General features: G+C 52.3%; 16 protein-coding genes. 3 read left to right on the plus strand and 13 right to left on the minus strand.

Annotation, left to right across the window (positions count from 1 at the left end):
• Positions 1 to 3: 3 nt before the first annotated feature.
• From RNAN_RS05480 to RNAN_RS05500, 5 genes are all read right to left on the minus strand, one after another.
• Complete coding sequence (locus RNAN_RS05480; RefSeq protein ID WP_008219626.1) at positions 4 to 1,041, minus strand: ABC transporter ATP-binding protein; 1,038 nt, start codon at positions 1,039 to 1,041, stop codon at positions 4 to 6.
• Positions 1,041 to 2,681: an ABC transporter permease gene (locus RNAN_RS05485; protein WP_008219627.1), complete on the minus strand. Its 1,641-nt coding sequence runs from the start codon at positions 2,679 to 2,681 to the stop codon at positions 1,041 to 1,043. The genes RNAN_RS05480 and RNAN_RS05485 overlap by 1 nt, the downstream gene beginning before the upstream one ends.
• A gap of 38 nt (positions 2,682 to 2,719) precedes the next feature.
• On the minus strand, positions 2,720 to 3,742 hold the full coding sequence (locus RNAN_RS05490; protein ID WP_008219629.1) for a Fe(3+) ABC transporter substrate-binding protein: 1,023 nt from the start codon (positions 3,740 to 3,742) through the stop codon (positions 2,720 to 2,722).
• Positions 3,743 to 3,889: 147 nt separating this feature from the next.
• Positions 3,890 to 5,269, minus strand: coding sequence for a hypothetical protein (locus tag RNAN_RS05495; RefSeq protein ID WP_008219632.1), 1,380 nt, complete (start codon positions 5,267 to 5,269; stop codon positions 3,890 to 3,892).
• 64 nt (positions 5,270 to 5,333) lie between these two features.
• Positions 5,334 to 7,748, minus strand: a complete 2,415-nt coding sequence (locus RNAN_RS05500) for a TonB-dependent receptor (protein WP_008219634.1) — start codon at positions 7,746 to 7,748, stop codon at positions 5,334 to 5,336.
• A 202-nt stretch (positions 7,749 to 7,950) separates the two neighbouring features.
• Here RNAN_RS05500 and RNAN_RS05505 point away from each other — a divergent pair, with 202 nt between their 5' ends.
• Both RNAN_RS05505 and RNAN_RS05510 read left to right on the plus strand, forming a co-directional pair.
• Positions 7,951 to 8,316, plus strand: coding sequence for a MerC domain-containing protein (locus RNAN_RS05505; RefSeq protein ID WP_008219636.1), 366 nt, complete (start codon positions 7,951 to 7,953; stop codon positions 8,314 to 8,316).
• The gene (locus tag RNAN_RS05510) at positions 8,313 to 8,882 is read left to right on the plus strand and encodes a DUF1826 domain-containing protein (RefSeq protein WP_008219638.1); all 570 of its coding nucleotides are present in this window, start codon (positions 8,313 to 8,315) and stop codon (positions 8,880 to 8,882) included. Before RNAN_RS05505 ends, RNAN_RS05510 begins: the two co-directional genes overlap by 4 nt.
• Before the next feature lie 22 nt (positions 8,883 to 8,904).
• On the opposite strand, the gene RNAN_RS05515 is transcribed toward RNAN_RS05510, so the two are convergent.
• The 5 genes from RNAN_RS05515 to bfr (RNAN_RS05535) form a co-directional block, all read right to left on the minus strand.
• Positions 8,905 to 9,843 carry a DUF4785 family immunoglobulin-like domain-containing protein gene (locus RNAN_RS05515; RefSeq protein ID WP_237739894.1) on the minus strand — a complete coding sequence of 313 codons (939 nt, stop codon included), beginning with the start codon at positions 9,841 to 9,843 and terminating at the stop codon, positions 8,905 to 8,907.
• Between the two features lie 110 nt (positions 9,844 to 9,953).
• Positions 9,954 to 11,003, minus strand: a complete 1,050-nt coding sequence (locus RNAN_RS05520; protein WP_008219642.1) for a hypothetical protein — start codon at positions 11,001 to 11,003, stop codon at positions 9,954 to 9,956.
• Positions 11,004 to 11,441: 438 nt separating this feature from the next.
• The gene (locus RNAN_RS05525) at positions 11,442 to 14,321 is read right to left on the minus strand and encodes an insulinase family protein (protein WP_040551812.1); all 2,880 of its coding nucleotides are present in this window, start codon (positions 14,319 to 14,321) and stop codon (positions 11,442 to 11,444) included.
• 166 nt (positions 14,322 to 14,487) lie between these two features.
• Entirely contained in the window at positions 14,488 to 14,955 is a 468-nt protein-coding gene (gene bfr, locus RNAN_RS05530) for a bacterioferritin (RefSeq protein WP_008219646.1), read from the minus strand.
• Complete coding sequence (gene bfr / locus RNAN_RS05535) at positions 14,956 to 15,429, minus strand: bacterioferritin (protein WP_008219647.1); 474 nt, start codon at positions 15,427 to 15,429, stop codon at positions 14,956 to 14,958.
• 254 nt (positions 15,430 to 15,683) lie between these two features.
• Here bfr (RNAN_RS05535) and RNAN_RS05540 point away from each other — a divergent pair, with 254 nt between their 5' ends.
• Positions 15,684 to 17,186, plus strand: a complete 1,503-nt coding sequence (locus RNAN_RS05540; protein WP_008219651.1) for a S10 family peptidase — start codon at positions 15,684 to 15,686, stop codon at positions 17,184 to 17,186.
• Positions 17,187 to 17,362: 176 nt separating this feature from the next.
• Here RNAN_RS05540 and RNAN_RS05545 read toward each other — a convergent pair whose 3' ends face one another.
• The 3 genes from RNAN_RS05545 to RNAN_RS05555 all read right to left on the minus strand — a co-directional run bounded on the left by RNAN_RS05545 (position 17,363) and on the right by RNAN_RS05555 (position 21,800).
• Positions 17,363 to 18,361 (minus strand): TerC family protein, encoded by a 999-nt coding sequence (locus RNAN_RS05545; RefSeq protein WP_008219653.1) that lies wholly within the window; start codon positions 18,359 to 18,361, stop codon positions 17,363 to 17,365.
• Positions 18,362 to 18,400: 39 nt separating this feature from the next.
• A complete protein-coding gene (locus RNAN_RS05550) occupies positions 18,401 to 19,498 on the minus strand; it encodes an AI-2E family transporter (RefSeq protein WP_008219655.1) in 1,098 nt (365 codons plus the stop codon).
• A gap of 181 nt (positions 19,499 to 19,679) precedes the next feature.
• The gene (locus tag RNAN_RS05555) at positions 19,680 to 21,800 is read right to left on the minus strand and encodes a S9 family peptidase (RefSeq protein ID WP_008219656.1); all 2,121 of its coding nucleotides are present in this window, start codon (positions 21,798 to 21,800) and stop codon (positions 19,680 to 19,682) included.
• Positions 21,801 to 21,900: the final 100 nt, after the last annotated feature.

Here is a 21,900-nt window from a genome sequence, read left to right on the forward strand (position 1 = left end):
CCGTTAACAGCGGGGAAACAGCACTAAGTGATCTAAATCCAGCCGGATGCCGATTTGCTCACCCACCGCATGGTTGTGATGGCTTAACGCCAGACATTGCACCAGCTCGCCAGTGCGCAGCTTTAGCTGATACAAAATATGCGAGCCGCGAAAGGCTTTGTCTACCACCTGCGCGGTAATACCGCTGGCATCGTCGTGCACAATGTCGTCGGGCCGGATCAGCACATCCACCTGATCGCCGGCCTGCACGGTGCTGACATAACGCTGGGTAAAGGTGCCCAGATTGGTCTGTACCTGCTGGCTGTCGAGCATAGTGCCGGGGATCAGCACGCCGCGGCCAATAAAGTCGGCCACGAAGCGGTTAGCTGGTTTATGGTACAGCTCGTATGGCGTGGCCCATTGCTGCAGACGGCCAAACTCCATCACCCCTATCATATCGGCCATGGCAAAGGCTTCGTTTTGATCGTGCGTAACCATAATGGCGGTGATGCGCAGCTGTTGCAAAATCTGCCGGATCTCACGCGCCAAACCTTCACGCAGCTCGGTATCCAGGCTGGAGAATGGCTCGTCCAACAATAGCACCCGCGGCTTGGGTGCCAGTGCCCGTGCCAGCGCCACCCGCTGTTGCTGGCCGCCGGATAACTGATGGATATAGCGCTGGCCCAGATCCGGCAACCCGACTAATTGCAGCAGTTGCTTTACCTGCGCCGCCTTGTCGGCTTTGCTCAGTTTGCCCAGCCCAAAAGCAATGTTGTCCGCCACATTTAAATGCGGAAACAGCGCAAAGTCCTGAAACACCATGCCGACCTGACGCAGCTCCGGCGCTAATTGCAGCTCACTGCTACTGACCGGCTGCCGCTGCAGGCTAATCACGCCGGAAGCCACCGGTTCAAAGCCGGCAATAGCACGTAATAAGGTAGTTTTACCGCAACCGGACGGCCCGACTAAACAGCCAATCTGGCCCTGCGCTAACGACAGGCTAACCTCTTTAACCACGGTGTGGCCGCCGTAGGCAACGGCAACCTGTTGTAATTCCAGCATTAGGAAGCCTCTCCATTTACCGCTTTCACCGAGCGGGCCAGCAGCATAACCGGCAGCAAACTGACCAGTACTATCGCCAGCGCTGGTAAGGCTGCATCCGCTAACCGCTCGTCTGACGCCAGCTCGTAAGTACGCACCGCCAGCGTATTAAAATTAAACGGGCGTAAGATCAGCGTAGCCGGCAATTCTTTAAGTACGTCCACAAATACCAGCAGCAGCGCCGTTAGCACGCTGGAACGCAGCAGTGGCACATGCACTTTTTTCAGCACGCCAAGCGGGCTGAAACCCAGCGAGCGGGCGGCATTATCCATACTGGGTTTAATCCGCTGCAGCCCGGCCTCAACACTGTGCAGCGACACGGCTAAAAAGCGCACACTGTAGGCCAGCACTAAGGCAAATAAGGTACCGGAGAAAATCAGCCCGGTGCGTACACCAAACCAGTGTTCGGCCAGCGCATCAATACGCCCATCCAGATAAGCCAGCGGTATCATTACACCAATGGCAATCACAGTGCCGGGTACAGCATAGCCCAGCGCCGCTACACGCACCGGCGCCTGCACCAGTACGTCGCGTCTTAGCCGTTTGCCATAAGCAAACAACAGTGCCAACAGTACCGCTACCACAGCGGCCAGCGCCGCCAGCGAGAAGCTGTTCCACACCAGAGTAATAAACTGCTGATTAAAGGTAACCTGATAGTTACTTAGTGCCCAACTGCTAAGCTGCAGTGCCGGCACCACAAAGCCAAACAACACCGGCAGGCAACATAGCAGTAATAACAACATTTGCCGGCTCAGACTCACGGTTCTCAGGCTTACCGGTTGGCTGCGCTGGCCCTGATGATAATAGCGGATTTTACGCCGCGACCACTGCTCCAGCAGCAGCAACACTAACACAAAGCCAGTCAGCAAAGCGGCCAGTTGCGCCGCGCCAGCCTGGCTACCCATACCAAACCAGGTGCGGAAAATACCGGTGGTAAAGGTTGTTACGCCAAAGTATTGCACAGTGCCGTAGTCGGCGAAGGCCTCCATCATCGCCAGCGCGGTGCCGGTTAAAATAGCCGGCCGCGCCAGTGTCAACGCCACCCGCCAGAAGTGCTGCCGGGGTGTTAACCCCAGCGTGCGGCTGGCTTCAAACAGGGAGGCAGACTGTTCACTAAAGGCGGTGCGCGCCAGCATATACACATAAGGATACAGTACCAGTGACAGCATAATAATGGCGCCGCCCAACGAGCGGATCTCGGGAAACCAGTAGTCGCCATAGCGCCAACCGGTCAACTCACGGATATAGCTTTGCAATGGGCCGGCAAAGTCCAGCAGCCCGGTGTAGGTATAAGCAATAATATAGGCCGGCATGGCCAGTGGCAGCAGCAACATCCACTGCAACAGCCGCCGGCCAACAAACTGATACTGGCTGATAAGCCAGGCACTGCCAGTGCCGAGCAATAAAGCGCCCAGCCCGGTTCCGCCGGCTAACAACAGCGAATTGAGTACATAGTCGGCCAGTACCGTCTGGCGTAAATGCTGCCAAATCTCAGTTTCTGGCTGTAACAGACTGGCAAAAATCACCAGCAGCGGTAAGGCTAACAGCAGCGCTGGCAGCAGCACTGCCCAGCGCCAGATATCGCGCCAGCCTGTCAACATCTGGTGCTTACCTTGTTACAACATACTGATTTCAAATATTACTTCCAGCCAGCGCGGTCCATTACACGGATCGCCTCGGCGTTTAATTCACCCAATTTGCCCAATTGTAACTGGTCTGCTTTAAATTCTCCAAAGCCCTGTAAGATAGTACTTACCTGCACACCCGCACGCACCGGATATTCGTGGTTAGTTTCGGCATACCACTGCTGGGCTTCTGCGGTCGTCATATACTCCAGCAGCTTAACCGCTTCAGCTTTGTTGGGCGCATATTTCGCCACACCGGCGCCGGAGATATTAATATGCGCACCGCGGCCAGCCTGATTTGGCCAGAACACCTTTACTTTTTCTGCTGCGGCTTTGTCTTTAGGGTCGGCCAGCATGCCGCCTAGGTAATAGGTATTGGCGATAGCAAGATCACAGACACCGGCCGCAGCGGCTTTGATCTGGTCACGGTCGCCGCCTTTGGGTGGCATGGCAAAATTCGCTGCAAAACCCCGTGCCCACTGTTCTGCTGCCGCAGCACCATCATGCGCTATCATGCTAGCGGTCATTGACTGGTTATAAATATTGTCTGATGAACGCACACAAATTTTACCCTTCCACTTCGGGCTCGCTAAATCTTCGTAGGTTGACAGCTGTTTCGGGTCGACTTTTCCCGGCACATATAAAATCGGCCGCGCCCGCATGGTTAAACCAAACCATTGGCCTGCCGGGTCGCGCATTTCCACCGGAATGGTGCCGGTTAATACCGCTGATTCAATGGCCTGTAGCACGCCTTGCTGTTTGGCACGGTATAACCGGCCGACATCGGTGCTAATTAGTACATCGGCTGGGCTGTTACGGCCTTCGCTTGCCATGCGGCTAATCAATTCATCCGGCTTACCGGTGATCAGATTAACTTTAATACCGGTTTCGCTGCTGAATTTATCCAGCAGAGGTTTTATCAGCTCTTCCTGCCGCGCTGAGTAGATATTCACTTCGCTGGCCTGCGCTGTAGACAGATTAAACAATGCCGTTAACACGGCTGCGCCCACTAAACTTAATGCCTTAACTGATTTCATCACCAAACTCCTGAAGGAAAGGGGAAACGCAAAAGATAGGCTATCTAAGCATAAATACGAATAATTCTCAACGAGATTTCGCTTAAACAAATAAAAAAGCCGTTAATCTTACTTAACGGCTTTGATCAGTAAAAAGCGGGCAGCGTTTTAGTGAGCGTGCGCGTCAGCCGCTTGCGCTATACCTAACCACACCAGCTTGTGCGGCATAAAGTTCAGCTGCTTAGTGGCCACCACTTCAGCATCAGCAATATCGATTGTCAGTAGTGTGCTGTCGATGGGGTTAGTCACATAAACTTTGTCATCACTGGCCGAGACCGCCAGTTCAAAACGGCTGCCACTTGGCATAGTGCTGATATCAGCGGTGGTTAGTTGCACTTTAGCGGCAAACTCAAAGGCGGGTTCTTCTGCTGCCCCTTCATGCTCATGGCCGTGATAATTCAGAATGGTTAAATAACCCTGATTATCCAGCAGGACAAATTTTTCGCCCTTATCGGCAAAGCCGTAGCCAATAATGCCGGCGCCTTCGCCGCCCTGCCAGTCTACCAGCGCCATTTCGCCATCTTCAGCATGAATAGCAAACATGCTGCTGCCGGCAAAGCCTACCAGATGCTCGGCATGCTCAGCCCCCACCAGGGTACCAATGCGCATGGTGCCGGTAAAATCGTCGGTGTTGGTAATTTTGCTGGCGGTAAAAGTTTCGCCTTCTTGTGTAATCACTAACACACCGTCAGTACAACCAAAGGCAATCACGTGCGCGTTTTGCGCACTGCCATGTAACCCCGGGCAAGTTTCGGCAAATACCAGCTCTTCATCAAAGTGATCACCATGCGCATGATACAGGGCTACCTTATCTGGCAAGGTGGTGGCACTGTCGGCATCGCGCACGGTAGACACTAAGTACTCGCCACGCGGCTGGGCTGCACCGTGCATATGAATGCTGTAATGCAGCACCGGAAAGCCATTACTGTCGGTAGTAATATCCGCATCGGTAATGACCGCCACTGCCGCTGGTGTGCTGCTATTCACATCGCCGTCAAAAAATACGGCGCTCTGGCTGCCATTGCTGCTAATGTGAGTTGGCCGGCTTTCTGACAAGACAAAACTACTCAGCGCAGGCGCCTGCTGGTAATCATGCAGATGATCAACATGATCTTCCTGGAATAAACCACCGTCGATAAATTCGACTCTGTCGGTAGTGCGCTGCACCACCAACGCGTAGCGCTTACCGGCAGAGGCAGCTAGCGCAGAAGGGGTATCGGCTACAGCAAAGGTGTCTAGCAGGCTGCCATCTTGCAGCTCGTACACTGATACCAGGTTGGAGTCTTTGGCTGAGATCACCAGCCGGCCGGCGGTGCTGATACCACCATGATCGTGGTCGTGATCATCATCGTGATCATGGTCATCATCGACCGCGATCGGGTCTTTCTCGACGATATTAGTGGTACTATCGCCACAGGCCGCCAGCATCGACGAGGCAATAAGCAGCGCCACCAGGCTTAATTTTGTTTTTACTTGCGCTTGTAACATAACATCTCCATATCAAATAAAAAGTTGCCGCAGGTCAGGAACCGGCGTACCTGCGGCAAAAAAATCAGAAGCTGCCGCGCACGCCCAATGCGACAGAGCGGCCAGGTAGTGGCGCAATATCTTTTAAAAATGAGGTATGTACCCGCACCAGCTCGTCCGTCAGGTTCTGCCCCTTCAGATAAGCCGTTAGCTGTGATGAGCCAACATCAAACCGATAGCTGACACTGGCATCAAGCAGGGTGTAGCCGGCGGTGGCCGTTTCCAGCTCAGCGGTTCTATCTTGTTTCATGTAACGGGTGGCTCGCAGATCGGCACTGACAGCATCCTGCTCATACGCCAGTTCGGCGGCAAAGCGCAGCGGCGGCGTGCGGGGTAAATCACCACCGCCATTTAAGCGGGCACGGATATAATCACCCTGCAGCGTTAATTTAAACGGGTCGTTAAGCTGCCAGACATACTGGGCTTCAAAACCATGCAAGGTCACATCGGCGGCGGTAAACAGATACACCGGCAACTCGCCAGCATGCTCGTCAGCCCCCTCACCACCGTTGCTATGCTCATCGCCATGGTCATGGCCATCGCCAGCGTATAAACCGGTATTTTGCTGGTAATAGTAGTTATCTACCCGGTTATAAAAGGCATTAAGCACAAAACCGGTGTTGCCACTGAATTTACGCAGCGTAATATCCAGGTTATTGGCGGTTTCCAGTTCTATCGGTTGGGTATTCAATACAAACTCGTTATCATCCAGCGTAAATAACGCGCCGACTTCATAAGACGCAGTACCAATATGCGGGCCAAAGGATAGCAACTCTGAGGCTGCGGGTGCCCGTTGTGAACGGGACAGTGAAACCCCTAAGTTATAACCTTCGGCAAAATCCCATACCGCGCCGGCTGATAAGCTGTAAGGCGTGAACTTATGGCTGACATCAAACACACGGATAAAATCGCTTCCCTCGCTGTGCTCGTGTTCATGGTCATGCTCGTCCGCTTCATCGCCGTGGGCACCGATATCCGGCAGCAATACGTCGCTGGCGTCAATCGTTACTCTTTCGATGCGGGCACCTAACTGTACCAGCCAATGACCAAAGTGACGTTCCTCCACCCAGGCCAGCGCCAGTTTTTCGGTTTCTGATGGTGGCGTAAAAGCTTCTTCGCCTATGGCATCAAAGTCGCTGTGCTTATAATGCAGGCTTAAACCACCGCGCCATTCCTGATAAGGCCGGTGCAGTATTTCGATGCGGGCCTCTGTGCTTTGGTTGCTGAAGGTGGTACCGACCACACCGTCTTCAATCTCAGCATGTTCATAGTCGGTAAAGGCAAACCGGCTGTTAATGGCGCGGATTACCCCAGAGGAAAAATTCAGTTCACTTAACAGCTGCACCCGGTGCTGAGTCAGATCAGCAAACACCGCTTCTTCAGCGCTGTGCTCGTCAGCATGGTCGTCGTGTTCGTCGTGACCGCCATGAGAGTGCCCCGGAATACCATATTCACGCTCTAAGCGACCATAAGATACACCAACATAGCCATTATCCAGCAAGTAGCTGCCGCCCAGCGTAAAGCCTTTAGCAGTAGCTGCGGTGTTAGCCACCTTGCCTGTTAACGCATCGGCTTCCGGCTCTGCTTCGGCAAAACCATTAATACTGTAGTCGTTATTGTCACGCCAGAACGCATCAGCATAGACGGCAATATTGTCTGCACCAGTGACGATAGAACCCGCGGCCAGCTTTTCGTTGTTAACCGACTCACGCTGCAATATCCATTCAACACGGGTATTGTTGTCAGTAGGCACCCGTTCATCCACCACATTCACCACACCGCCAATGGCACCACTGCCATAAAACAAGGTAGCCGGGCCGCGCAGCACTTCAATCTGGGTTGCGGTGCTGGCTTCGCTTGCCACGCTGTGATCCGGTCCTACGCGCGACGCATCGCCGGCATCCAGGCCATTTTGTGTAATAAGCACGCGCGGACCATCTAAGCCACGGATAATCGGGCTGCTGGTCACACCGCCATAAAAGTTAGAATGCACACCCACTTCATTTTTTAGCGTATCGCCAAGCGTAGCGGCCTGGCGCATTTTCAGCTTATCACCCGCCAGCACATTCACCGGCAGCGAAGATTCGGTCGCTGAGGCATGAAATGGGCTGGCTTTTACATCGATGGTTTCAATAGTAGTAGCAAGTAATACTACGCTGAGGTTATCCAACCCTGCTGCAGGTACATCAACATGCACATTACGGTGGGCAAAGCGGCTCGCTTCGATATGCAGCTCCGCTTCACCGGCATTAACGTTAGCCAGCACAAAGCGGCCATTATCATCAGTGCGGGTTTCACCACTGGCGCCCATCAGCTGTACCCGGGCATTCGCTACCGGTTTACCGGCGGCGTCGGTTACTGTGCCAGTAATACTGTCGGCATAGGCCGTTGACGTTAAAGCAGCAAACACTGCTGCGGTTAACAGAGTCGGTTTAAACATTGTCACTCCATGTTAGCCATTTGCGGTCACAACCTGATCAGTCAATTTGACGGCTCAAGTGTTACGTTATAACATATTTTGAATATTGTGATGTTATAACATTTTTATGGTGAGCTGCAATGCTTACGACAACAAAACGACTGTGCGCGGTGAATAACATAAACGGCATAGCTGCTCACCGTGCGGTACTAAGCGAGGTTGTATGAAAGATCTGTTGGCGGCTGTTTTGTCCGGTATCTGTGTTGTGCATTGTCTGACCACGCCGCTGCTACTGGCATTGGGCAGTTCCGGCGTATTGCTTGGGCTTGCCAGCTCTGAGTGGTTTCATTATCTGATGCTGTTACCGATCAGTGTGTTACTGGTGTGGAGCTTGCCGGGCGGCTGGTGTGCACACCGGCGTAAAGCGCCTTTTGTACTGGGCTTAAGCGGTTTTCTGCTGTTAGTTGCGGCGCTGTTTGCGCCGCATGAAGCCGAAACGGCACTATCCGTTAGCGGTGGCTTGCTGCTGGTGAGCGCGCATTTGTATAACCGTAAGTTGCTAACGCGGTTGCAGGAGCAACTGGCATGACTGCGTTAGCCTTTACAGGCTTTCGCCTGGCAAGCCGTCAGTTGCAGGCGGATAACGCCGGGGTACTTACCAGTATTTTTACTGATGATGTGAATTTGGTCAGTTGGCAACGCCAGCAAGATGCTACTATCACTGAGTATTGCCGCTCGCTACGTTTAACCATGCCGCTAAAACGTATTGTTGGCATCGACACAGTGCAACAGGATATTGGCTTTGCCCTACCCGATGCGCCGGGTAAAGCAGCGTTACTGGCCGATATTGCTCTGCAATGCCAGATGTTTGCCTGCTTAATGGATTGTCAGCAGCTGGGGCTGCGGCTGGAAACGCTGCACAAGCCAATGTGCCCAAAATTTCACACTGATCATCTGGTATGCCGGCTGGTTTGCACTTATTTGGGCCCAGCGACTGAATGGCTCGATAGCACAGGCATAACAGTTCGAGCCGCGCCCTTTGCCGTTACTTTGCTTAAAGGCTCGGGGTGGGAAGGCAACGAGCAGCAGGCAATAGTACACCGCTCACCCGCATCGGATCTGCCAAGAGTACTGCTGACACTTGATCCAATGTAGACCCAACTAGGTGAACTCACTATTACTGCCCGGCCATCTGCTGTAAAAACTGCAGCCGCTGTAGCTCCTGCTCATCCGGTTGCCAGGGGTCATCACTTAACTGGCCAAGTGAAAACGGCTCTAGCCTATATTCGGCTTGTGCGCTGTCACCATAGCGGGTTAGCTCGCCGGGTACCGCCGGGCGCTTTTCCAGGATAAAGCTGCCAAGAAGATAAGGCCCGCTGTTGTTACGCAGCACGGCTTTAAAGGCGCGCAGGGTCAGCTCTTGCTTGCCGCTGCCCAGTTTTTCTGTTGTCGTTAGTAAGGCCAGTGGCTGGCGCTGTTCGGTGTATAAATTCGCCCGCAGCCGGTAAAAGCCGGCTTGTTTCACCTCTAGCTGCACCGGGATCTGCATATCAGCGCCAACGCCACGGCTATCGGCAACGCCAACAATAGTGGCCACCGGGTTATGGTATTCAATACCGGTTTTTAGCACCTGTGTCGTGCCATTGGCGCTAAAACTTACCTGCACTTCAAAGGCGCCATTCCAGCCTTGCTCTGGGGACAGTGTGGCAGTATACCGCTGTGGTGTACCACGCATTTCGGCCGTTTCGCTGCTTCCGGCTGCGCCCTCTGCCACTAGCTGCACACTGACATCAAACACCTGTAAGCCATTAATCTCCAGCGTCACCGGTACAGTTTCGGGGTAACTAAAGCGGTACTTGGGCAGCACTATGCTGGCACTGGCCCCGCCCTCAAGCGGCACAGCTTGGGGGATATAACGGTTGGGGTTAAGCAAATGCTCGTCATCAACACTCAGTGGCCGCGAGTAGGGCGGTAATTCAAGCTCAGCGGCATAGGCACGGGCCAGTAGCTTAAAGCTTTCAGTGACCGGCTCGGGAATTTTCTCAGTTACGCTAACAGCAGGCTTAGCAGCTAGGCCAGGCTTAGGCTTAGCTGCTTGTGGTTCAGGTGCGACCACTGCAGGTGCTGGCTTTGGTGGTAAAACAGGCGTCTGCCTGGGCCAGAGCAACCATAAGCCTGCCAGCAAGGCTGACAGGCTTAGTATTAACAACACTTTTCGCATCAAAGTTAGTTCGCCGCCTGATACACCAGCGCCGACATACTGGTGTTATTCGAGTTACGCACCACCCGGTAGCGCGAGCTAAAGATCCACCAGCCACGGGTTTCGTCATAGGTACTAAACTGCAAACGATCACCATTTAGGTAATTGGCGCCGCTATTAGCCGAGGTAATTTCATCGGCGGCGCTGTTGGCTATCACGTCACTGTGGCTGTAGCCCTCGCTCATTAACATCGGATAATGATACGGCATAAAGCTGGCCGGGCCACTTACCGACGTCAGCTTACCGTCAAAGGCGACACTGCGTGAGCAGCTGTTAAAGCTGGCGGCACTGGAGGCGCCACAGCTGGAGTGACTGGCTACTACGCCATCATCCTCGCCGGGTAAAAAGGCGCCGGTGGCCCCCAGGAAATCGGACCCGGCACCGACAAAGCGTAAACGCGGTACCCGCTCATCGGGAAAAGCCGCGAGCTGGCGGGCGGTGTTAACCCGTAAGTCGTTTAATACACCAATGTTAGACGGCGAGGGAATTTGCCCCAGCCATAACGACAAGGCTAAGCGTAAGGTGGCGTCAATTAAACCTGAGCCTCCGGCCACGTTTACGGCTAAGTCGGCCAGCTCTACCCCACCACCGGCGCCGGCAAAGTCAAAACTGGCGACGATATTTAACGGTTGCAGACCGGCGTTTTGCAGCCACAGCGCCTGGTTGTCAATAATGTAGCGGGTGACTAAATCACCGGTAGAGTGCGAAACAAAAATACAGCCACTGGCACAAGTGCCATTGCGCGACATTTGCTGCAGCTTGGGCCAAACATAATCGCTGGCGATTTTGCCGGCGACACGCTCTTGTGAAGGCCAGTCAATACGCACATCGGCGCGGTCGCGCCAGTACTGCGCCCAGTATTCCGAACCATTAGCTGTCACCTGGCTGCCGGTAGGCCGGCTGGCCAAATTGTCGGGTTGAAAGCCATGTACCAGTACCACAGGGTAACCGCCAACAGCCGCCTGCGCACCAAAGCTTAACAGGCCTGCCAGTAGCAGCAGGGTAGATTTTTTCATTGGGTTGTCCTCGTCTTTTTCTCTGCTGAATCAGGGTTCTTGCTGAGATGTTTTAATTATTATTGTTTGTCTCTTCCATGCGACTGTACCCAAACTACTTGCGCTGCAGACAACTGACTGGTCCACCTTTACTACAGTGTTAAGCAGGACGGGTAAACAACTCCAACAACAAAATAGCCCGTTTCAAATTGATTGCAATACAGCTGCTTAGCCCAAAATCGCTGTAAAATGGCGAAAAAACCAGCAGGCTGTTTTAATTTCCTAATAGTGCAAAAAATGTAAAAGCAGCAATGGACGGCAATTAGACGCCTGCTGGCAAATTGACCAGCCCGGCGCGTTGGGAGTGACGTTTAAAGTGATTACTCGAACTATTTTCAGAATTTTTCAGCAGCATAAAAAAACGCAGCCGAAGCTGCGTTTTATCCATCTTAGATAAGGCTATTGCCGTTTCATCTGACGGTGAAAGGCGGCAACGTCAGTGACCTTAGTCTGGCCTGGCAGCTCGGCAAATGGCTGCTCGGTAAATTTCGTGCCACGCATTTGCACTGAAATACGCGCAGCCTTGTCGTTTAGCATGGTTTCCCGGTAAAAGGCTTTTACATCAGCCAGCGTAACCTGCTCTACCGCGGCGATCAGCTGTTGCTTGCTGTCAAAACTAAAGCGCTCGCGATACCAGTCAGTGATCAGAGGCGCCACTTCATCATTGAGGTTTTTCGCCGGCTCTTTTAGCGTAATTAAGGTGCTGGCTTTTAGTTTAGCGAACTCCTCTTCGCTCAGTTTATCCAGCTCGGCAGCATACTGCTGTTTAAAGCTGTCAAATCGCGCCTGCATTTCGGCCACGCCTTTTACCGGCGTTTGAATATACATGGCAAAGCCAACATAGTTGTCCAGCTGCATCGAGGTACCACCCACCGCATAAGCCAGTTGCTCTTCGGTACGCAGCTTGTCAAAAGCGATATTGCTAAAGTGGCTGCGCAGCACGGTAGCGCGTGCTAACTGGGTATAGCCGGGCTCAGCATGCACATGCACATCCACCAGCGCCACATCGGCGACAGCAATGTCTTTTTGTAGCACCAGCGTTTTACCCGGTGTTGGCTGCCAGAACGCCGTGCGGCTGTAAGGCAGTTCAGTGCGCGTTGCCGGCAGACTTCCTGCTACAGTGCTGACCACCTGTTCCAATGCAGCTTTGTCGTAATTACCAAAGGCAAAAATCCGCAACTGGTTATTGGCCAGTAAGCTATCAACCATCGCATTAAGCTCGCCCAGCGTCAGGCTTTGCGCTGCGGCAACCAAGGCATCGGCTTCATAGTTGCCACTGCGTACCAGATTGTTGTAAGCCATAAACGCCTGCTGGAACGGGAACTGCTTACTCTGGTTTTGTACACCGCGGATAAAGCGGTCTTTCGCCTGAGCAAAACCTTGCTCATCAGTGCTAATACGTAAACCGGCTAAAGCTTGCTGTAGCAACTGTGGCTGCTTGTCGGTAAACCCCGCCACCATCAGCGCCAGGCCATTGTTGTCACGCAGGCTTAACTGCATACCGGCAATGTCAGCCTCGGTAACCAAGGCACCTTGCTGCAGGTTGTATAAATCACGCCATAGCGCCTGCGCTACCCGGGCCTTAATCTGTTGCTGTGCGCTGTCACTGTTAATTAAGATCTCCAGCACGCCGCGTGGCTGGTTGGCAAACTGCTGGCTGGGGTAAAGCCAGGCACTGATGCCGTCGCGCTGTACCACGAGCTCAGGCTTTGCCTGCGCTTGCGGCGCTTTAAGTTCGAAATTCTCTGGCAGCATGCGGTTTACTGCCGGTAAACTCAGTGCCAATTGCGGGCTTTGTTGCCAGCTTTGCTGCTCTTCCAGGCTGATGTTAGTAATTTTGTATTTACCGTCGTAGAAATGCAGTGCCGAATCATGCGGTTCCTGTTTGCTGATATACCACACCCGTAAGCGCTCTGGCGTTAACTGTGCCAGCACCTGCTTAATGGCCCCGGCGTCAAAACGCTGGTAATAGTAAGGCGCATTGATCGCATTAGCCGATGGCACCTTTTGCATGGCATCGGCCAGGTTTGACACATAGCCAAATTCATCGCTTTTTTCTAAAAAGCGGAACTGGTTGTTTAAGCTGGTTTGTATTTCACTAAAATACTTACTGTCTACACCTTGCTGTTTTACCAGCTCGATGTACTGCATCAGTGTGGCGACTATGCCCTCGCGCGCCTGCATGCCGGCATCGGTCAGCTCAATATCAATACTTAGCGAGCCGTAGTTGCCGTATAAATCCGGCGCGGCGCTGGCATTCAGTTTAGAAATTAACCCCATGGCTTTTAGCTGGTAGGCCGGTGTACCGGGCATTTCTGAGCCGAGCAGATAGCTGATAAATTCGTTTGGTTTTACCGCAAACTGGTCGCTGTTATTGCTGATGGTAAAATCCAGCTTTAACTGTTTTACATCCTGGTTTGGCACATAATGAATGCGCTTGGCGCCTAGCTGGCTAAAATCCAGCGTGTCGGCCACAGCCGGTTTTGCGATGTTTTTGTTTTCAATACTGGCAAAGTGTTTCACCGCCAGCTGTTCCATCTCAGCCAGTGGCAAGTTGCTTAGCAACACCGCCTTCATAATATTGGCTGAGTAATACCGGTTATAAAACGCCACGGTTTCAGCGTGTAACTGGCTGCCCTCTTTATCGCCTAAGGTTTCCAGGTTACCAATTAAAAAGCGATTGGCCGGGTGGCTGCCCATCATGCTGCGCGACAAGTTGTACTGGCCGAAAAAGTCCATTTCGCGGCGCATTGACCACTCGGCATTTACCGCATTTTTCTCTTTTTCGGTGTACTCGGGGTAAAGCTTGGGCGCTTTAAAAAAGTCAGAGAACCTATCCAGCGCCTCATCAAAGGCATTGTTGTTCACTTTGAACATGTAGTTGGTAATATCAAGCCAGGTGTAGGCGTTTTGCGCGCCACCATTGGCCGTCATAAAGGCACTGTATTCGTTGGTATCCGGGTAACGCTCGGTGCCTAAAAACAGCATATGCTCTAAATAGTGCGCCATGCCCTGCTGGCTCATCGGGTCTTGCAGCAAGCCAACACCGACACTTAATGCCGCGGCCGATTTTTCCGCCAGCGGGTCTGACACCAGCATCACTTCCAGTTTGTTCGGCAACACCAGGGTTTTATAAGCCCGGTTATCGTTCGGGCTGGTTAGCACCTGCCCCTGCAGTTGCTGCGCGCTGACCGGGCTATCAACACTGCCACTGCGCTCAGCGGCACAACCGGTTAGCACCGCCAGGGCTACCGCACTAATTACAAAGAGTTTTTTCATTTTGACTACCTGCAGATACAAATTTGCTGTGTTTTTATTACCGACAATGTAATGAAAGCGCCAGCCGGTGACCAGCAATGCAGCTAGAAGGATTGTAATAAAGTGTGTCGGCAGACATCACAGTAAGGCTAAACCTTACTGTGATACAGAAACGTCAAAGCAGCAGTTACATCTGCGACTGCAGATAGTTGGGTAAGCCTAACAATTTAATCAGATTAAGTTGCTGCTCCAGCCAGTGGGCGTGATCCTGCTCGGTATCGTCCAGCAGTTGCTGCAGCATGGCACGGGTGACATAGTCCTGCTCACGCTCGCACAGTGCCATGGTTTGCTTTAGCAGTTTCTGTACCGCGTACTCTACGTTTAAGTCGTTTTGCAACATAGTCGGCACATCATGACCAACCTGTATCGCATCACGCTTGGTCATATCCGGCACACCTTCTAAAAAGATAATGCGCTCAATTAAGGCAGAAGCGTGGCCTTTTTCATCGTCAAACTCGTGGTCAATGCGCTCAAACAGCTTATGCAAGCCCCAGTCGTGGTACATGCGCGAGTGAATAAAATACTGATCCATCGCCGCCAGTTCATTGGCCAGCAGCACATTCAGTGCATCGATAATGGTTTTATTGCCTTTCATTTATTCGCTCTCCAGCTGTGCCTGCAGATAATTACCCAGCCCCATCACACCAATCTGATGCTGCTGGGTTTCCAGCCAGTCTAAATGTTCTTCTTCGTATTCCAGTATTTCGGTAAGGATGTCACGGCTGACGTAATCCTGCTGGACTTCACACAGCGCAATAGCCTCACGCAGTAAGGGTAACTGGTCGGTCTGAAAATCCATATCACATTGCAGCATTTCCGGTGTATCTTCACCGATGCGCAATTTGCCCAGTGCCTGCAAATTGGGCAGGCCTTCCAGCATTAAAATACGCTCAATCAGCTCATCGGCCTGCTTCATATCTTTAATCGACTTCTTGTAGCAGACATCATTCAGTGCTTTTAAGCCCCAGTTTTTATAAATGCGGGCGTGTAAAAAATACTGATTTATCGAGGTAAGTTCTGCGGTTAGTACTTCGTTTAATTTTGACAGTACCTGTGGCTGGCCTTTCATAATGCTACCTTATAGCTGCGGCGAAAAGATGGCATTAAGTGTAGACCAAAACCGCCATAATGACAAAATTATGTTTAAATTCAACACCATAACACTGATAACAATTCGCATTATTAACCTGTTTCGCGTCAGCTTTTAACCACTGTATGAACCGCAGCGTTTTTCTGGCGGCTGACCGCAAGCCTTTTGTATTTTTGTGCTTTTTACGTTACACAGAGCACTGAGCATAACAATAACGTCAGATCGGGGGAATAATGAAATTCAGCACAGCTTTTGCGGTGTTGCTTCTGCTTGGCTGCACGCTGGTGCAGGCAACAGAGCGGCAGATTGAAATTGACAGCAAGGTGGTGACCGAACATAAAACGGAAGTCAAGGGTAAACGCTTTAGTTACAGCGCCACCACCGGCACCCAGCCGGTGTGGGATGATGAAGGTAACCCTACCGCCACGCTGTTTTATACCTATTATCAGCGCACTGATATTAAAGATCGCGCCAAACGCCCCTTGCTGATCTCCTTTAATGGTGGCCCAGGCTCAGCCTCAGTGTGGATGCATGTCGCCTACACCGGCCCTAAAGTACTGAATGTTGATGACGAGGGCTACCCGCTGCAGCCTTATGGTGTAAAAACCAACCCTTACTCGGTGCTGGACGTGGCCGACATCGTGTTTGTTAACCCGGTAAATACCGGTTACTCACGGGTACTGCCGGGCAAAGATGGCAAAATGCCGGGCAAAGATCAGCAGCAAAAAATGTTTTTCGGTGTCAATGCCGATGTGAAATACCTGGCCGAATGGATTAATACCTTTGTAACCCGCAATGAGCGCTGGCAATCGCCGAAGTTTTTAATCGGTGAAAGTTATGGTACCACCCGTGTCTCCGGCCTGGCGCTGGCGCTGCAAAACCAGCAGTGGATGTACTTAAACGGCGTGGTACTGGTGTCGCCCACAGACTTAGGCATCTCACGCGATGGCCCGGTAAAAGCGGCTAACCGCCTGCCGTATTTTGCGGCTACCGCCTGGTACCACAACAAACTGGCCAGTGAGCTGCAGCAAAAAGATTTATACGACATTCTGCCTCAAGTAGAAGACTTTACGTTAAATCAGTACCTACCTGCCCTGGCTAAAGGTAATGCCATCAGTAGCGAGGAAAAGCAGCGTATCGCCAAGCAGGTGGCCAGCTATGCCGGTTTATCGCTGGAAGCGGTACTGCAAAACAACCTGGATATTCCCACCAGTTACTTTTGGAAAGAGCTATTGCGTGACCGCGGCCAGACAGTAGGCCGCTTAGACTCACGCTATTTAGGTATTGATAAGCGCGACGCCGGGGAGCGGCCCGACTACAACGCAGAGCTGACCTCCTGGCTGCACTCGTTCACGCCAGCGATTAACCACTATATCCGCAACGAGCTGAACTATAAAACCGACATTAAATACAATATGTTTGGCCCGGTACACCCGTGGGACAGATCTGATGACAACACCGGCGAAAACCTGCGCCAGGCCATGGCGCAAAACCCCTATTTAAAGGTGCTTACGCAGTCGGGCTATTATGATGGTGCCACTAACTACTTCGATGGCAAATACAATATGTGGCAGTTAGACCCGAGCGGTAAAATGAAACACCGCTTAAGTTTTAAAGGCTACCGTAGCGGCCATATGATGTACCTGCGCGCAGAAGATTTGCAAAAATCGAATGACGATTTGCGCGAATTTATCTTAGGCGCCCTGCCGGCAGCGGGCGTGGCGGCAAAGTATTAAGCCTGGTTTACCGATAAAAATCCCCGGACAAGCCGGGGATTTTTTTACCCGCCATCCGGCGCAGTTTCAGTAGCGCCGCCGTTATACCACCCGCAAAAGCAAGCGCAGCACAGAGTTACCGGCAAAGGCCGGCAATGCCAGCAGGGTTAGCCCCACTGCCGGCTATCTTGTACAGGCTAATCTTTTTGCTGTTTATCTTTAGCCGGGCTACCCGGTACCCACCAGGCCTTGGTTTCTGCCGGTGCCTGCCCGGCTGACGTGCCGCGGGTTTTAAGTAGTGATATTGCCATTGAACCACCAATTAACACCGCGGTTATCAATAACGCAATTTCAGTTGGGATCACTTTCTGGCCAAAATAGGCGTTCAAAATCATCTTGCTGCCTACCACCATCAGCACCAGCGATAAGCCGTATTTCAGATAATGGAAGCGGTGAATAATCCCCACCAGAGCAAAATACAAGGCGCGCAGCCCCAGAATGGCAAACACATTAGCGGTGTAGACAATAAAAGGATCGGTCGTGATGGCGAAGATGGCCGGGATAGAATCCAGCGCAAACACCAAATCGGTCAGCTCAACCAACACCAGCACAATAAACAGTGGTGTCATATAGAGCAAACCCTGGCGGCGGACAAAAAACCGATCTCCTTCAAACCCCTCTGTGACGCGAAAGCGGCGGCGCATAAACAGCACTATGCGGTTATTCTCCATATCGGGTTCTTGCCCAACCGCAATCAGCATTTTCGCGCCGGTAATAATTAAGAAGGCACCAAACAGATAAATGATCCAGTGGAAGGCTTCAATCAGGCTGGCCCCGACAAAGATCAGGCTGCCGCGCATAATAAGCGCACCAATAATGCCCCAGAACAATACCTTGTACTGGTATTTTGGCGGTACGGAGAAGTGCATAAACACCAATAAAAACACAAAGATGTTATCGACACTGAGGCTTTTTTCAATCAGATAACCGGTAACAAACTGATAGCCGCTCTCGGCGCCCATAAAATGAAAGACGCCGGCGGCAAACAGCATAGCCAGCACCACATAAGCCAGACTAAGCCAGAGCGCCTCTTGCACCGAAATTTCTTTTGCGCTGCGGTGCAACACGCCCAGGTCGAATGCCAATAGCGCCAACACAAACAGGTTGAACCCCAGCCAGGCCCACAACATATCCATTTAACTGTCCCCTTAGATCATGGCGTTAGCGCCGGCGCTTTATGCTTGTTCCTGCTGTACTGCCACAGATGGCGGTGGCTCGGCTTGTCGTATTTCCTCTCGCAGCCATTCACGCCACATGGCCACCAACAATGCCATCAGCACCGGGCCCACGAACAAACCAACCAGCCCCATGGTTTTTACGCCGCCAATTAAGCCGAAAAAGGTCGGTAAAAATGGCAGTTTAATCGGCCCGCCTACCAGCGCTGGCCGAATGGTTTTATCGACAATAAACAACTCAGTGCTGCCCCAGATAAACAAACCGATACCGGCGGTTAAATCACCGGTGCCGACCAGATACAGTGAAATCAGCGTAAAGGCCAGGGGGGCGCCGCCGGGGATCAGCGCCATAAAAGCGGTTAACACGCCAAATGCCACTGGCGAGGGCACACCGGCAATCCAGTAGGCTACGCCCAGCACTATGCCTTCACCAATAGCGATAACTGTCATGCCCATCACGGTTGCACTCACCGTGGCCGGCACCACGCGGGAAAACCGCTGCCAGCGGCTGGGTAGAATACGCTCGCCGACGCTGTCCAGCTGCGCCGCCAGGATATCGCCGTCTTTGTACAGAAAAAACAGCGTGATAAGCATAAACAGTAACGTCAGGACAAAACCCATGGTGTGCCAACCCAGCATCAGCGCCCAGCGCGAGATACCACTTAAGTGCTCACCGCTGACTACGCTGATAATATGGCCAAGCTCATTCGGTTTGCTCAAATGTTGTTGCCACTGCTCAGCCAGCCAGTTGCCCGCGCCGGGTAAATCAGCTATCCACTGCGGTACCGCAGCACCGTGCTGATTTGCCCACACCAACCACTGCACCCAGGCCTTTACCTCTTGTATGGCATAGGAAAACACCAGTGTCAGCGGGATCACCAGAACAATAATAATGGTGAGTAGTGCCAGGCTGGCAGCCCAGGTATTGCTGCCATGACAGCGACGCAACAAACGTTGATACAAGGGCCAGCTGGCAAAGCAAATGATCAGTGCCGCCAGCACGGGCACCAGAAAGCCGATAAAAAAGAACACGCCAGCGGCCAGGATCAGCAGCAGTAAGGTGCGGCTGATAGCAACGTTGCTGAAAATTTGTGACATAAAGCCCCAGCTCCTGCCGACACGGCACAGCCCTTAAAGACTGGCTTAGGGTTGCATTATCGCTCGGTTTAATCAAGCCGGCCTGCCACAGATTTTTTTATAAGGTGTACAGAAGCACCAAGAGTGTTGGATATAAAAAACCGGGCTTGATGCCCGGTTTAGTCTGCGCGGCTGTTAGGCCTTATTGGTTAATACCAAGTAGGTTCAGAATAAAAGCATATTCCTCAGCAATTTGTGCCTGACGGGCAAAACGACCGGATTTACCGCCGTGGCCGGCTTCCATGGTGGTTTTAAACAGCAGTGGGTTATTGTCGGTTTTGTGGGTGCGCAGTTTGGCAACCCATTTGGCCGGTTCGAAATACTGTACTTGCGAGTCATGCAGGCCGGTAGTCACCAGCATGGCCGGGTAGTTCTGCTTGCTTATCTGATCATAAGGCGAGTACGACAGCATATAGTCATAATAAGCCTTTTGCTTCGGGTTACCCCATTCGTCAAACTCGTTGGTGGTAAGCGGTATGCTTTCATCCAGCATAGTGGTCACCACATCAACAAAAGGTACATGCGCCACCAGGCCTCGGTATTTCTCTGGTGCCATATTGGCTACTGCGCCCATTAACAAGCCGCCGGCACTGCCACCCATACCAAACACTTTATCTTTCGCCGCATAGTTGTTGGCAACCAGATAGTCTGTCACATCAATGTAGTCGGTAAAGGTATTGATTTTTTTCAGCAGCTTGCCGTCTTCATACCAGTGCCGGCCCATTTCCTGGCCACCACGAATATGGGCAATGGCAAACACAAAGCCACGGTCAACCAATGACAGCACGGTAGAGCGGAAAAACGGGTCCATAGAAAACCCATAAGAGCCATAGGCATACTGGTATAGCGGCGCTGTGCCATCGCGCTTAAAGTCTTTTTTGTACAACAAGGACACCGGCACTTTTACGCCATCACGCGCTGTGGCCCATACCCGGTCAGTGGCGTAGTTATTCTTGTCAAAGCCGCCCGGCACTTCCGTTTGCTTTAACAGGGTTTTCTCGCCGGTTTGCATATTCAGCTGATACACACTGGCGGGCGTGGTCAGTGAGGTGTAAGTGTAACGCAGCAGGTTGGTGTTTTGCTCAACGTTTACCTCAAAGCCCGCCACATAGGCAGCTTCATCTGAGGCCACGTAGGAAGCGTTATCCGGCGCCGCCCAGGGCATTATTTTAATGCGACGCAGGCCGTCGCTACGCTCGTTAATGGCCAGATAATCGCTAAAGGCTTTAAAGCTTTCAATAAATACGCTGTCGCTGTGAGCAATAAGCGGCTGCCAGTTATTGCGATCGCCGATCTTGTCTGCCGCTACGCTCATCATGCGGTAGTTCGGGGCCTGCCAGTCGGTTTGAATGATCCAGCGGCCATTAACATGGTCAGCACTGTACTTGATGTCGCGTTGACGCGGCGCCAGCACACGGAACTGGCTGTCGGGCCTGGAGGCATCCTGCACCTGCATTTCGCTTGAGACCGTGCTGCTGCTGTAGATCACCACATAGTTGCCGTCAGTGGTGTTGCCCACGCCCATATAAAAACTGTTGTCTTTTTCTTCATACACCGTTTTGGCGCTGGCAGGGGTTTGCCCCAACTGATGTTGCAGCACCTGGGTACTAAGCAGCGTAACCGGATCGTTCTTCACCGCATACAGGGTTTTGCTGTCTTTCGCCCAGGCGATACTGGCAGATAAACCGGTTAATACATCAGGTAAATCCTGGCCGGTACGCAAATCACGGACTTTCAGTGTGTACTGCCGCCGGCCACTGTCATCCTCCATGTAAGCTACCAGATTTTGATCCGGGCTCACCTGCCAGTTAGCCACGGCATAGTAGCTTTTGCCTTTAGCCAGCTCGTTAACATCCAGCAGCACTTGCTCAGTGCCGTCTTTTAACGCTTTGCGTAAGTAGATTGGGTACTCTTTACCTGCTTCGACCCGGCTGTAATAGCTGTAATCGCCCTTGGTATAAGGTACTGAGCTGTCATCCTGCTTAATACGGCCGATAATTTCGCTGGTCAGTTTGTCGGTCAGCGCCTGATAGCCAGCGGCATACTGGTCGGCATAGGCGTTTTCGCGGTGCAGGTAATCCAGTACAGTTGGCGAGCTGCGGCTGTCGTCACGCAGCCAATAGTAAGGGTCTTGCCGGTCGCCGTGCGGTGATTTCACAGTATAAGGTTGTTGCACCGCCAGCGGGGCGCTAAGATCAGCGGCTAATAAGGCACTGCCAAACAGGCTGCTGCAAAGCAGTAGCGCTATTGCGTGTTTTTGCATTGTTCTGTTCTCCTAAAAACGTCTTACCAAAATTAACATAAAGCTTACAGTGTCACTATGTTGGCCGCAGCAAAGCAGCGGAAAAAAGTGTAAGCGGGTG

It is taken from the genome of Rheinheimera nanhaiensis E407-8 (assembly GCF_000296695.1).
In the GTDB taxonomy this organism is placed as follows: domain Bacteria; phylum Pseudomonadota; class Gammaproteobacteria; order Enterobacterales; family Alteromonadaceae; genus Alishewanella; species Alishewanella nanhaiensis.

Excerpts from the sequence above, each read along its gene's own strand:
- RNAN_RS05480 (WP_008219626.1), bottom strand. The coding sequence starts at position 1,041 with ATGCTGGAATTACAACAGGTTGCCGTTGCCTACGGCGGCCACACCGTG.
- RNAN_RS05485 (WP_008219627.1), bottom strand. The coding sequence starts at position 2,681 with ATGTTGACAGGCTGGCGCGATATCTGGCGCTGGGCAGTGCTGCTGCCA.
- RNAN_RS05490 (WP_008219629.1), bottom strand. The coding sequence starts at position 3,742 with ATGAAATCAGTTAAGGCATTAAGTTTAGTGGGCGCAGCCGTGTTAACG.
- RNAN_RS05495 (WP_008219632.1), bottom strand. The coding sequence starts at position 5,269 with ATGTTACAAGCGCAAGTAAAAACAAAATTAAGCCTGGTGGCGCTGCTT.
- RNAN_RS05500 (WP_008219634.1), bottom strand. The coding sequence starts at position 7,748 with ATGTTTAAACCGACTCTGTTAACCGCAGCAGTGTTTGCTGCTTTAACG.
- RNAN_RS05505 (WP_008219636.1), top strand. The coding sequence starts at position 7,951 with ATGAAAGATCTGTTGGCGGCTGTTTTGTCCGGTATCTGTGTTGTGCAT.
- RNAN_RS05510 (WP_008219638.1), top strand. The coding sequence starts at position 8,313 with ATGACTGCGTTAGCCTTTACAGGCTTTCGCCTGGCAAGCCGTCAGTTG.
- RNAN_RS05520 (WP_008219642.1), bottom strand. The coding sequence starts at position 11,003 with ATGAAAAAATCTACCCTGCTGCTACTGGCAGGCCTGTTAAGCTTTGGT.
- RNAN_RS05525 (WP_040551812.1), bottom strand. The coding sequence starts at position 14,321 with ATGAAAAAACTCTTTGTAATTAGTGCGGTAGCCCTGGCGGTGCTAACC.
- bfr (WP_008219646.1), bottom strand. The coding sequence starts at position 14,955 with ATGAAAGGCAATAAAACCATTATCGATGCACTGAATGTGCTGCTGGCC.
- bfr (WP_008219647.1), bottom strand. The coding sequence starts at position 15,429 with ATGAAAGGCCAGCCACAGGTACTGTCAAAATTAAACGAAGTACTAACC.
- RNAN_RS05540 (WP_008219651.1), top strand. The coding sequence starts at position 15,684 with ATGAAATTCAGCACAGCTTTTGCGGTGTTGCTTCTGCTTGGCTGCACG.
- RNAN_RS05545 (WP_008219653.1), bottom strand. The coding sequence starts at position 18,361 with ATGGATATGTTGTGGGCCTGGCTGGGGTTCAACCTGTTTGTGTTGGCG.
- RNAN_RS05550 (WP_008219655.1), bottom strand. The coding sequence starts at position 19,498 with ATGTCACAAATTTTCAGCAACGTTGCTATCAGCCGCACCTTACTGCTG.
- RNAN_RS05555 (WP_008219656.1), bottom strand. The coding sequence starts at position 21,800 with ATGCAAAAACACGCAATAGCGCTACTGCTTTGCAGCAGCCTGTTTGGC.